The organism is uncultured Fibrobacter sp., assembly GCF_947305105.1.
Lineage (GTDB): Bacteria > Fibrobacterota > Fibrobacteria > Fibrobacterales > Fibrobacteraceae > Fibrobacter.
Map to the genome: position 1 here is coordinate 23,450 of NZ_CAMZCS010000031.1, position 13,391 is coordinate 36,840.

Here is a 13,391-nt window from a genome sequence, read left to right on the forward strand (position 1 = left end):
TATATTAATGTACAAGAACTCTTTGTTCTCCTCCTAACCCCAAAAATCAAATACCCCGATTCTGTCGGGGTATTTTTCGTTAGTTTCTTTAACGTAAAAAACTGGCGCTATTAACCGCCCTGCATGCTTTCGTCAATCACGACCCTGTTCATGCCAGCGTTCACGGCGAAGTTCATGGCTTCCTCGACACGGGAAAGCAATGCTTCGGCGCTGTTTTCTGCACCGGGCAAAGCAACCGTCACGCCAATGCTGAGCGTCGTCGCCAAGATGGCGTCGCCATAGGCAATCTGCAACTGGGAAATCTCGTAGCGGATTTTCTCGGCGCGGGCACGGGTAATCTTGAAATCGGCACCGGGCATGATGATGCAAATGGCATCGCCATCGCAACGGCACGGGATATCCTCGTAGCGAATGAACCCCGGGATGCGCTGGCCGAGTTCCCACAGCATTTGTTCCACGGCATGGCGGCCACGAGTTTTCTGGATGCTGGAAACTGCGTCCGGATACATCATGATGACGCCAATCGGAGCCTTGCGGCGGCGTGCAGCCGCAATTTCGCGGCGCAGGGATTCTTCCATATAACGTTTGTTGAAAAGGCCGGTCAGGGAATCGCGGATGCTGTGCTGCTGGAACCGGATGCTCATGTTCTGGTTCGCCACGTACAGCCCGAACACGGCAGCAATGACGCTCACCTTCGACTTCCACAGGTCCACAGTTTCGCCTTCGGGCAATACATCCGTCTGGACAGAGAGGATACCGAAATGTTCCTCGAAGCCTTCGATCGGGGCGCAGAAGGAAACACCGTGCGGATGGTGGTGCAGGTGAGTGCAGCCACCCGAAAGCGACGGCTTGGCAAAGTCGGTCACGACAATTTCACCCTTGTTGAAGCTGGCACATTCTGCCGGCATGATGGTATCGTCGCTAATCGTGTAATCACCAAAAGAAAGAATCTTGTGGAGTTCCGTCTGGGTACCGCCATACATATAAAGTATTCCGCTAGATTTCGGGAAGAACTTAGGCAGCACGTTTCCAAACGAGGAGACCACCTCCGAGAACGGACGGTTCTTGAGAATATCTTTGCAGAACGGGCTCCAGGCTTCGAGCGGGAAAAGAACCGGCGGTTTTTTCGGGTTGAGCGCAGCAAGAGCGTCTTTGGCCGGAATAGCTCCTGGAGGCAAGTTCCTCTGGACCGGGGCTTCCGGGAATTTTTGAACAGGGGGCTTGGGAGGGAATTCCGGATTGCCGGGATTCACGACAGGCAAATACTGGGTACGCGGGCTCTGGGACTGTCTCAGGGAATTCAAAGCAGAAGAAAAATCAGCCTCGGCATTGGTAAGCTTCTTCTTGCAGATGCAGAAGAGCACGACGCCCAGCACGGAACCCCATGCACCGATGAATACGAATTTCAGGTCCATCGAAAGGACATTTACCGGGACAAAATAGGCAGCAAGCACACCGCCAATAAAGGCCACCAGCCAGAGGATGAAAATGACTACGCTCATGTCAATAAATTTACTTTTTCTAAAAAGAAAAATAGCGTTTACTTGCAAAATTTGAATAAAAAAAGGAAAAAAGCCCTCCTTTTTTATAAAAAAGCCCCTTTTTAGCTAAATTTACACCTATGACCCTCCTCGAAAAGATTGCCCTCGCCCTCCCCGCCGTGGAATCCCCTGCAAGGTACATGGGCGGCGAAGCGAACAGCGTGGTAAAAGACCATAGCCAGATGCTCGCCCGCATGGCGTTCGTCTTCCCGGACACCTACGAAATCGGCATGAGCAACAACGGCATCCGCATCCTGTACCACGTCATCAACCGCGAGCCCGACCTTTTGTGCGAAGTCTCGTTCGCACCGTGGGACGACATGGCCGCCGAGATGAGGAAGTACGACATTCCGCTGTACAGCTACGCGACCTATACGCCGGTACGCGATTTCGAGGTGATGGGCATGACGCTTCAAACGGAGCTCAACTTCACGAACGTCCCCTACGTACTGGAACTCGCACGCGTTCCAGTGTGGCAAAAAGACCGCCAGGAAAACGACCCGATCGTTGTCGCAGGTGGACCTGCGATGGCAAACCCAGAACCCGTCGTCGACTTTTTTGACGCATTCATGATTGGCGATGGCGAAAAAGTGATGATCGAGTTTCTGCGGTGCGTAGGCGAGGGCCGCAAAGCGGGCCTCAAACGCGCCGAAATCCTTACAAACTTGTCCAAAATCGACGGTGTGTATGTGCCGAGCCTCCGCCCGGTCGTCAAGAACAAATTCGGCGCGATTGTGCCGGCGGAACCCGCCGCCGGCGCCTACGCCACCACGAACGGGGTGCGCCGCCTGTTCATCCCCGTGATGGACCCGAAGGACTACCCTATCAAGAACCTGATTGCGAACATGCAACTTGTTCACAACCGCTTCAGCGTCGAGGTCATGCGCGGTTGCGCCCAAGGTTGCCGCTTCTGCCAAGCCGGCATCTGGTACAGGCCGTGCCGCGAACTGGATCCGGACGATGTTCTGGACATCGCCAAAGCGGGCATCCAGGCGACCGGCGAACGCGAACTCGGACTCCTCTCGCTTTCGACCGCCGACTACAAGCCGGTCGAAGCCCTCACCGACTCCATCATCGACGACCCGTTTTTCGACACCGTCGACGTGAGCCTCCCGAGCATCCGCGTAAACAGTTTCGGCCAGACCCTCGCTGGCAAGATTGCCGCCCTGAAGGGCGGCCGCAGCGCCACGTTTGCCCCCGAAACAGGCTCCGAGCGCATCCGCAAGATGATCAACAAGACCATCAGCGACCAAGACATGTACGACGCCGCCGAACACGCGTTCTCCAGCGGTTTCAACAAAATTAAGCTATATACGATGATTGGCTTCCCGACCGAGAACGAAGCCGACATGCAAGCCTTCTGCGACCTCATTTTCAACCTCGTGAAAATCGGGCGCAAGTACAACCGCGGCATCCAGATTGCCGTTTCCATCGGCATCCTCATCCCCAAGTCGTTCACGGGGCTCCAATGGGCGCCCTTCATGGACAAGGATACCGCACTCAAGCATATCCGCTACGTGCGCGAGAAGTTCTTCAAGCACCCGAACGTAAAAATCAACTGGGCCAGCTGGGAAACAAGTTTCCTCGAAGCCATCTACAGCCGCGGCGACAGGAGCCTCGGCCCCGTCATCTACGCCGCATACAAGAAAGGCATCATCTTCGAGAGCGACGCCTACCGCTTTGACTACAACAAGTGGCTAGAAGTATGGGAAGAATGCGGTTACGACACAAGCTGGGTGTACCGCGAACGCGAAAAAGACGAAGTGTTCCCGTGGGATTTCATTCATGCGGGCACCACCAAGCAGTACCTGCGCCGCGAGTGGGAAAAGGCGTTCGACCCGAACAGCGCCCCCGTGCCGAACTGCAAATGGGGCGACTGCCAAAAATGCGGCATTCCCGGATTCGGTGCCGAAATCAAGCTCGCCGACAACCCCGTACGCCACAAGGCCCCGAGCCGCACCCCCGAAGAAATCAAGAAGCTCGTCGAGGAACGCCGCCCCAAAAAGACGGAAAGTTTCAGCTACAAGATTACCTTCAAAAAGACGGGCATCAGCCGGTTCTTGCCGCACCAGAACATGCTCAGTTTCTTTGAGCGTACGTTTATTTGCGCAGGCATCCCTGTCAAGTTCAGTGAAGGATTCAGCCCCAAGCCCCGCATATCGAACATGGGCGCACTCCCGCTAGGTGTTGAGACCTACTGCGAACTCATCAGCGTCGACCTGCTCCAGGAACTGGACCTTTCGCCCGAAGGGAAACAGAAAACTATCCAAATGCTAAGCGCCCCGTTCCCGCGCGGCATGGAAATTGTGGACATAGAACCGCTCAAGGAAAAGCTCTCCAAGCACTTCCCCAAGGCGATGGTTTACTCCTACACGCCCGAAGCCGTCCCCGAAGGCATCATGGAAGGCTTCCGCGCAAAGACACTCCCCACTGTATGCAACCACCGTGGCCAAGAAATCAACCTGAACGAGCACATCCTTGATCTCGATGTCCAGAACAAAACGATATTCGCCAAAATCAAGTGCAACAACCAAGGCGCGACAGCAAGCCCCTTCAGCATTTTCTCGGCTCTCATGGGAGAATCCTACGATCCGACCAAGCTCAACGAAGCCTCCCGCCGCTACTTGATACGCAAACTCTCCATCGAATTCTAAAAAAACTCGTTTTTTTTCCAAATTTCCCCACTTTACCTTTTTTTACCTTCCCCCATTTATCTATTCCCAAGGAATTATCTATATTCATAACCATTAATAGTTCCTATTAATATTTTTTATAAGGAGTCACTATGAAGAAAATTTTCCTTGCAGCCGTAATGGCTATGTCTCTCTGCAGCTACAGCTTCGCTCAGGACGACGACGACGAATACGAAGAAGACAGCCCGCGTGCCGCGGCAGTAGAAACCACAACTTCGTCGTATTCTGCCCCTGCCAAAGCCAAGGCTGAAAAGAAGTCCGACGATGGCGAAGAAGCCTTCATGGGCGTAAGCCTTGAACTTCTCGGCCTCCTCAACGGGGACCTCCAGCGTATGGGTCTCGTATTCAGACTCGCTGAGAACATGGAATTGACCGCACACCTGGGTCTCGCTATCATTGGCGACACCGATGGTGAAACCCAAGACGGCCACAAGATTGACGGAGACGATGGCTATACGCAGGTTTCTATCGGCGCTGGCTTTGACTTCTTCTTCAATACTGGTGTGCTCCCGATTTCTATCGGCGGCGACCTCATCTTCACCCACATTGGAGAAGACAACAACCAGATCGATATCGCCCCCATGTTCGGTATGCGCGCGGAAATCATCAAGAACTTCACCATCAACGGCAAGGTCGGTTTCGACATCGCCTATCACTGGTGGTCTGATGGAACCAACGACTACAACAAGCTCAACTTTGGGATTGCTTCCCGCGTCAACTTCATCTGGTTCTTCCTCTAATCCAGACGAACAGCGAGTTTAAAAACACCGGCCCCGCCGGTGTTTTTTTATTCCCCTCCCGCTCAATAAAATAATCCTCAATTCACAAAAAAGCATAAACAACCAAGCATACCTTACTCTACATAAAGCAAGATATCCATTCAGTCATTGAGAATAGTATCCACTGTGACGAGAATGGAAGCGTCGGCCGGGGAAGGGGAGGGTGCAGGGAGGGGACCGGGCGGCCTTCGCAACTCTGAGCGTGGTCCCCTCCCGCTCAGCCACTCAAATAAGTATCAAGAAAAAAAACGAATTCCGCCTAGCAAGCCATTATTCAGCTAACAAACCTTATTCCGCAATAAATACCTTTACATAAAGCGCCAGCAAATCCGCTCCCCACAGGTACATGGCCGGAGCCGCCACCGCAAGGAACGGACCGAACGGAATCTGGCCGCTGCCGTCATCCTTGCCTTTATGCAGGCGCCCCCAGGGGACCATCACGACAATCCCGAGCACCGCAGCAACGACAAGCACCTCCACAGCACCCGTAAACCCCATGAATGCACCATACCCCGCCAAGAGTTTCACGTCGCCAAAACCCATCGCCTCTTTCTTCAAGACCTTCGTTGCGCCCTTGCCCAGCAGATAAAGGCCACCACCGGCACCCACCGCGCCAATCAAGCTTTCAAGCGGAGTCACCCCGCCCGGGAACAACGAAATGAGCAAACCTGCCACAATCCCGCCCACCGAGATTGTATCGGGAATTAATTTGTACTTAAAATCCACTGCACAGACGGGATAAATTCCGAGAAGGAGCCAGAACATCGCGAGTGCAGAAGCCCAGTCTGCAACGTTACCCGTCATACCGACGGAATAGTTCGTCGAAAACAAAGCGAGCGCTCCCAGGAGCCCGCACAGGGCTTCGCCAATCGGGTATATGGGACTGATTGGCTGTTTGCAACATGCACTCTTGCCCCGGAGAAGCAGCCAACCCACGATAGGGAGGTTCAAATAGAGGGGAATGCGCTTCTTGCACAACGGGCAATGCGACGGCGGATTGATAAGGGAAATTCCCCGCGGCATGCGATAAACCACCACATTGTAGAAACTTCCGACACAGGCCCCTATGACGAAGAACACAGTCAGCCCATACCAAAGTGGGAATATTTCCATAAAAACCTCATTTTTTGCCAGTTTTCAACTTTTTAGGCCAAAAACTGTTTCTTTCCGGCCTCAAAAAAGATAAATTATATTTACGAAAATGTATGTCCCAAAAAAGAGCATCGCGAGGTTTATCGATATGCGTTTAAGAGTGTTCCTGGCCTTTGCCATCTGCCTACTTGCCCTGAGCGGTTGCTCCAGGGAATCTTCCATCAGCGAAAACGTAAACCTGCGAAACAACCATTCCGTCGTCTTCGTATCCCGGACTCCGTTCAAGGACCCGCAAGCCTTTGCAGATTCCATCATGAACCTGCCTAATCCGGATTCCGTCATCGCCCACGACACGCTCACGGTAACTATCAACGACACCATCTACCTGATGGGCTTCCTCAAATACAACGCCGACAAGATTTACCGCTACGCTTGGTCCTTCAAGAACCCCGACTCCACCATCGTCAGCAAGAATGCGACGCAAGAAATGTGGGTATTCACCAAGACCAGCAAAAAAGGGAAAAACTGCCCCGTCAACAAGAGCAGTCTCTTCTGCCCCCTATTTATCGCCGTCGACGGCAACAACGCACGCGACACCGCCGGCAAAGACCAGTTTATCCGCGTCATCGACACTCCTCCGTACCTGAGCGTACCCAAAGACACTTTGTGGACACGCGCCAAGGGCGAGATTACCTTCCCCATCGTGGCTTTGGACTCATTCGGGACAATCAAGGACATCAAAGTTGACCGCGACGCCAGCGGGAAGTCCAAGCCAAAGTCCTGGAAAGTCAAGTCCGTCGAGGGCACCGATTCGATGCTCGTCACCATTAAATATGACTCGTCCTACGTCAAATCGAACGGAAACCAAAAAATCTATATCATCGTCACCGACGACGATGACAACGAAACCATCGACAGCGTGAACCTGCACTTCAACATCCCGCCGACAATTGAACTGCTCGACCCCAAGGATGACGGAAGGTACGGGACCGACGAACGCTTCGCCTTCTTCTACAAAGCCAATGACGCCGACAACCCGGCATCGCTGCGATACTTCATCCGCGTTGCAAAAAGCAGGGACAATTACGGCACGCCGCCAGTCCTCACCGACAACGACCTCGTCGCCAAGAACATCAAGGATAAGAGTTTTGAACCCAAGGCCAAGGAACTCAACGACAGCAACGTCATCGTCACCTTGAAAAATCCCAAAACCATCCTCAGTGGCAAACTCTACTGGGATGTGTGGGTCACCGACGGCTACGACACCGTCTACTCGGAGAAAATCAAAGAAAAAGACGGCACGAAACGCCCGTGGAAGTTCTTCTACGGCAACCTCAAGGACACGGCAGGGACATTCATGGGCTACGTGAACTACGAGGGTTGGTCGCACCACGAAGGCATCCGCATCGTATTCCAGGATTCCCTCGGCAACCGCTATTACACGCACACCGCCGACAACGGGCAGTTCTCCATCTCGGTCAAGTCCGGCACGTACGACATGCTCGCCATGGACACGACCGGATACGGATTCAAGGACACTATCCTCACCAAGCTGTTCGTGGATGTTTCTAGCGACAAGAACCTCGGCACGCTCATCCTCAGGGACACGGCCGATCCGGTTATCGTATTCAGCGACATTCCTTCCGACACAATCAGCTCTCCGGACATCACGCTGAAAGGCAAGTTCTACGACCACGGTTCCCAAGTCAAGTCCGCAGTCGCAACGCTCGACGGAGATACGCTCAAGTTCAGTTCGTTCAGCCAGAACACCTGGGTTGTCGACCTCAAAAAGATGACCGATGGGCCTCACAGTTTCTACATCTCCGCAACAGACAGCGCTGGCAGGCATTCCGACTCCACAATAACGTTCTACCTACACGCGACCTCCATTCACATCATGGTCAACGGGCAGGCAACCAGCGTCCAGGAAAATTCGAAGCCGTTCAAATTCACAGCGGAATTGAGCAAAACAAGCATCGCAGATAGCCTCATCTGGGAATCGAACGCTCCGAAATTCAAGAAGGTCGGCCACAAAATCAGCAACTTCGCCGACACCTTATCTTACAGCAAGGCATCGGACATTGGCGATTTGGAAAGCGGGAAAATGTACGAAATGTACGCCGTGACACCGAACGGCATCAAATCGAACGTCGTACGTTTCGGCATTCTCGGCAAGGACCCTGTCATCTTCTTCGAAAAGCCCTCGAACGATACCATCATCACCATCGACGATAGAATCCTGTTCTCCATATTCTTCTATCCGGGCGAAGGCGAGAGCGGCACACCTTCCATCAAGACCATTGGCGAAGGCTGCAACCGCAGTTTCAACAGCGGCGTCAAAATCCAGGAAGACGAATCCATCCATTGGAGCAAGCCCGGTGACAAGCAAGTCATCGTCTACTTCGAGAAGAATGGAAAGAAGGCTGCCGACACGTTGCGCGTCAAGGTTATCGAAGATCCTCCCACCATCAAGATCTTGAACAAGCAGAGCAATACGAAGAAAAAGATCAAGACGACAGAAACAGTCGATATCAAGGCCTTCGACAAGTTCGGCACGGTAAAGGAAATCAAGTGGACGTGTTCCAACAACCCGATCACGTTCGACAATGACGTCACCATCACCGAAGACGACACCGTCACGGCACAAATCACATTCACCATGCCCGGCACGGCCACGAGCAATTACAAGTGCGTTGTCCGCGCTACCGACGACGACAACATGTACGGCTATGACACCATCACTTATAATATTATCGAAGACAAACCGTACTTGTTACTGAACACGCACAATGCAACCGTAAAGATCAACACAAGTGTCTCGCTCAACGGCATCGCCATAGACACCTTGGGTTCGATTGTAGACTACATGTTCTACTGCGACAGCATCAAGAGCCACTTTGCAAACATCGACGAAAACGACTGGACGCACATGTCCAAGCTCGACACGAACATCAAGGTTCCCAGTGTCCCCTGCACTTGGACCTGCCTTGTCCATATCGTTGACGACGACAGCCTCGTGGCAGCAGATTCGGCCACCTACACCGTCTTACTCGACCCGCCCTGGGTGAGCGTAAGTGAAGACTACAAGTCCGTCACTATCAAGGATACCGTCGGTCTCGATGCAAGGTCCGGTGACGGCATGGGTCGAATCGTCAAATACGAATGGGGATGCGCGCCCAAGGGCAGCACAATCAACTACTCTTGGTCTTCCAAGTCCTCGCCTCGCTATAACGCAGTAATGCCTTCCTCCGCCGAAACCGATTTCCGTTGCGTCATCCGCGTGACCGACGACGATGGACTCACAGCCACCGACACGACACACATCGATGTCGCCCTCGCTCCGCCGACTGTCACCGTCAAGCATAAAGAAATCACCACCCGTGCGAAATTCAAAATCAATTTGGATGCCGATGCGAAGGATGCCGACAATTACGACGGCGAAATCGTCAAGCGCGAATGGAGTTGCGGCGAAGCTTATGAAATTCCGAACAAATGGAAGAAGGTCAGTTCTTTCGACACTTCGTGGAAAGCACCGGATAACGCTGTTCCTAACTACATTTGCGTAGCCCGAGTCACGGACGACGATGGCAACACCGCTATGGACACGACCATCGTCAAGTTCACCACAGACGTACCGATTCTCAAAGCGAATGTCCCGATTATCTACGTGAACCTCGGCGATGTGTTTGATTTGAACGCCTCCATCAACGACGCCTGGCAAGGAGTCAACTGGTACAGTTGGCAATGCTTCGATACCAAGGGCAAAGCCATGGAAAGCGAAAAGAGGTGGGCCTACAAAGGAAACCTCTACGATATCCGTACCGATACGGTTTCCTACATCAAAGACCCGGACAAACTGAACGGCATTGACTCGCTGCTCTGCGTCATCAGCGCCGAAGAATCGTCCAGCGACATGGTCCTCCAAGACACGACCGTCATCAAGATTATGCGTCAGTATCCAGAAGGCAAGATTTCCGCCGCAGACACGGTGTACCTGTGGAGTGGAGACAACACGGTCGATAACGACGCGAAGTACTTCTATACAAGCGAATGGGGCGGTTTCCACTCCGTTCCGGGCGAACTGGCCGACCCGAGCGGCAACTTTGAATACCGTTGGAATTTCAGCAATGTAAACAGCGCATACTACATCGGCGAAAGCGATGGAAGCCTCGACACATCCAGCTACGAATTCAACACGGCATTCAAGCGGCCGACAAGCGAAGGCGACATGACCATTTCGCTCGACTTCCGCGACAGTATCCCGCCGGGAAGCGCAACACAAGCCTTCTTCACACGCCATAGCGGCCCCATCAAGACCAGAACCGTCTATTTCCGCAAGGCCTGGAAGAACCTCGCACCGAGTGGCGACACGGTCCTCGCACAAAGCAACGTAACCGTGGCCCCTGCGCTCACCACATTGAACGACAAACCTTATGTGGCCTATCTCAAGAGCGCCACCAGTGTCCAGGCGGCCTACTACAGTGGTTCCTGGAAAAACCTCGGTGGAGCCGTGAGCACATCGGCAAATATCGCCAAGATACAGCTTGCAAGCAACGACAACAACGTGTACCTGGCCATCATGACTGTAGACAAGAAGCTCTCCATATACAGTTCTAGCGGTACAAGCGGATGGAGCATGATAGGCAGCGCACTCAGCGCCGACACCACCTCATTCCACTTGTTGGCCAAGAGTAGCGGACCGTTTGTCTTGTACCTGAACGCTTCGAACAAAAAGCCCTCTTACGCTTCGTACTCCAGCAGTTGGAATTCCACAACCATTAGCGAAATGGGTTGCCGCAATATCACAGGCGCATTCACCAGCAATGGTAGCTGGGTTGTCGCATACGTCGACACATCGAAGACGTATTCCGGATACTACGCCTTGTACGACAACGGAAACAACAGGAAGGCAAGAGACCTGTCTATTGCCGACAGCATCAATAAAGTCAACCTCACCATCGACAAGTCCAACAACACAGTTTACGTCGCCTTCCTGAGCCGCAAGGTGGAAAAATACGGGCCCTACGTGTACAGGGGCACCATAAACAGCAACGATGTGAGCTGGAAGAGAGATGGAGTGTTCGGCAACCCGATTGTCAACCGATTCGCCTACAGAATCCAGGTTACGGCAAAGAACGGCAAGACATTTGTCACCTTCGACGATGCAGACCGCCATTCCGCAGCACAGTCCCATGTCTACCAGTTGGCATCGTCTTCTTGGAAACTGTACGGTGAAAACGAACTTCCCTACTTCAAGATTGAATTCTTCAACAGGAACGGTTACTACCTGCGCGGGTCACATCCGAATATTTCCATTGATGAAAATGGAGATGTGTACATCTCGATGCTCGCCTGGGAAAATGGCAACGGCGGTGGCAACAACTACGGCCCCATTGCCATGAAATACGTAGCCAAGAATTGGGTCGTCAACGACAAATAAAAAGGATACAAATGAATATTGAAATTGCAGCTATTTGCGATGCCGCCACGGCCAATGGCGTTGGCGGTCGCTTGAACATTCTGGGTGCATTTGACAGAATCTTTTCGAAATTTCCGCTAGTCATTCCACAGTGCTCCGCCGTGTTCCGGCTTCGCTATCAACGTTCCGAAGCCGGCATGCACAAGGTGCGCCTTTCCATCGAAGACGTTTGCGGCAAGCCCATCGTCCCCACCATGGAATCGAACCTCCCGCTAGACAATGTCGTTACCGGATTCGATACGGCGGCAGTCAACATGATTCTCAACATGCAGAGACTCAAGATAGACAGGCCCGACAAGTACATGGTCCGTTTTTTCATTGACGACGAAGAACTCGCCGTACTCCCGCTGTACATCCTGGAACCGCCGCAATCCAAGGTCCAGGAGCCAGAATCGAACGAAGAAAAAATCAGCTAGGCCAGTTCAACAGCCAGGCACATTGCGACATCCCTCGCACCGATCAAGTTCGGAGCGAGGCTTTTTGCGTCGAGATCGACCAAGTGGACGCCATCAACGACATCGGACAACATGGAGCAGCGGAGCGTTCCCGCAAAAAAGTCCCCGCCGTGGCACTTGTAATAAGCCTCCTTACGGCACCATAGGCGGAAGAATTCGCTGTCGAAATGTTGGGTTCCGAGCAAGTAGGAGACTTCTTCTTCACTGAAGAACCTTTCGGCGAGCGACTGCCTGTTTTTACGGAAGAATTCAAGGTCCAGGCCAACCATGGCGTCAAACGAATAGGCCAGTGCGCACACATCGCCAGAATGAGTCCAGTTGGCATCAAAATCCTGCTCCGGGAAAAACGGGCGCGGAGAATCAGGATTCACGACCATGTCCGCTTGCGAGACCTTCTTGCCGCAAGCAGCCGAGAGAATTTCAAAAATACGTTCGCGATGACCACGACGCCCCTCCGTCGGAAACACTGTAACAAAAACATCCCCACAGGGCGTGAGTATTTTAGTTGACTTCATCTCCATTCCCTAAAGATAATTTCTACTTTATGGATATGCACCGCCTAGTCCGAAATTTATCCGCCATATCCACCCTTTTTTTTCTCCTTGGCTGTACCGATATCAACGACAGCTGGGAAGTCAAGGGAGGCGGCTACTTCAAGTACACCGTTAACGGCGGGAAATCATACACTATTGAGCTTGATGCAGATGACGTTATCCGCCCCGACTACGGGCGCAGCTATTTCCAAGTGCAAACCCGGATGGACGAAAGCAGCCGAGGGGACCAGTTTTCCATCGTCGTAAACCGCCCCGTCCTTGGGTACAACGATGCCGACCCCAACTACAGCTGGATGATTGCCGAAAGGTCTGAAAAAGGCTACCTTGTCGGTGACAGCAACATTGTCCACTTTGACCAAAAAGACAACGACTCCACGTGGACAGCCAATATAGATCTCTATTTCCAAGATTGCCGGAACGGAGACTGCGAAAGCGATCGCAAGCCCCTACACATTGAAGGGAGACTGCGCTACTGGATTGCGGAGGATGATAGATGAGGTCGCTGAGCTTTGAGGTCGCTCCCTTCGGGAGCTTCGAGGTACGAGGTCGGTCGCTACGCTCCCTTCGAGGTGTGAGGTAGATAGTGGTTAGTAAACAGTGGTTGGTGGTTAGGGAATATAGACGAGAGAAAGTAGGAAGTAGGACAAATGCGTAAGGCGAGCGCCGCGGTCAAGCTTGCTTGAACATGGCCGAGCCGAGCATTTGGTACTTGAGCTATACGAAACTTGGCAATTTATTGCCTTAGTTGAGTTATCCTCTATGAGGAGTAGCGAGAGTACAAGTAGACAGTAGGAAGTG

8 protein-coding genes are annotated in these 13,391 nt (G+C 52.7%); 5 read left to right on the forward strand and 3 right to left on the reverse strand.

Features of this window, described 5'->3' with window-relative positions; all coding sequences use genetic code 11:
* Positions 1 to 110: 110 nt before the first annotated feature.
* Positions 111 to 1,502, reverse strand: a complete 1,392-nt coding sequence (locus Q0Y46_RS12055; protein WP_295680388.1) for a diguanylate cyclase — start codon at positions 1,500 to 1,502, stop codon at positions 111 to 113.
* 119 nt (positions 1,503 to 1,621) lie between these two features.
* Between Q0Y46_RS12055 and Q0Y46_RS12060 the strand changes: the two genes are divergently transcribed.
* Both Q0Y46_RS12060 and Q0Y46_RS12065 read left to right on the forward strand, forming a co-directional pair.
* Entirely contained in the window at positions 1,622 to 4,195 is a 2,574-nt protein-coding gene (locus tag Q0Y46_RS12060; protein WP_297947646.1) for a TIGR03960 family B12-binding radical SAM protein, read from the forward strand.
* Positions 4,196 to 4,326: 131 nt separating this feature from the next.
* Positions 4,327 to 4,974 (forward strand): hypothetical protein, encoded by a 648-nt coding sequence (locus tag Q0Y46_RS12065; RefSeq protein ID WP_295680383.1) that lies wholly within the window; start codon positions 4,327 to 4,329, stop codon positions 4,972 to 4,974.
* A gap of 327 nt (positions 4,975 to 5,301) precedes the next feature.
* Here Q0Y46_RS12065 and Q0Y46_RS12070 read toward each other — a convergent pair whose 3' ends face one another.
* A complete protein-coding gene (locus tag Q0Y46_RS12070; RefSeq protein WP_297947649.1) occupies positions 5,302 to 6,126 on the reverse strand; it encodes an A24 family peptidase in 825 nt (274 codons plus the stop codon).
* Between the two features lie 88 nt (positions 6,127 to 6,214).
* Here Q0Y46_RS12070 and Q0Y46_RS12075 point away from each other — a divergent pair, with 88 nt between their 5' ends.
* Together Q0Y46_RS12075 and Q0Y46_RS12080 are read left to right on the forward strand one after the other, a co-directional pair.
* Positions 6,215 to 11,545: a hypothetical protein gene (locus tag Q0Y46_RS12075; protein WP_297947651.1), complete on the forward strand. Its 5,331-nt coding sequence runs from the start codon at positions 6,215 to 6,217 to the stop codon at positions 11,543 to 11,545.
* A gap of 11 nt (positions 11,546 to 11,556) precedes the next feature.
* Positions 11,557 to 12,000: a hypothetical protein gene (locus tag Q0Y46_RS12080; RefSeq protein ID WP_297947653.1), complete on the forward strand. Its 444-nt coding sequence runs from the start codon at positions 11,557 to 11,559 to the stop codon at positions 11,998 to 12,000.
* Here the strand turns inward: Q0Y46_RS12080 and Q0Y46_RS12085 are convergent.
* Positions 11,997 to 12,506, reverse strand: a complete 510-nt coding sequence (locus Q0Y46_RS12085) for a 4'-phosphopantetheinyl transferase superfamily protein (protein WP_297947655.1) — start codon at positions 12,504 to 12,506, stop codon at positions 11,997 to 11,999. The genes Q0Y46_RS12080 and Q0Y46_RS12085 overlap by 4 nt on opposite strands.
* An 83-nt stretch (positions 12,507 to 12,589) precedes the next feature.
* Here Q0Y46_RS12085 and Q0Y46_RS12090 point away from each other — a divergent pair, with 83 nt between their 5' ends.
* Positions 12,590 to 13,090: a hypothetical protein gene (locus Q0Y46_RS12090; RefSeq protein WP_295680370.1), complete on the forward strand. Its 501-nt coding sequence runs from the start codon at positions 12,590 to 12,592 to the stop codon at positions 13,088 to 13,090.
* The last annotated feature ends 301 nt before the right edge of the window (positions 13,091 to 13,391 follow it).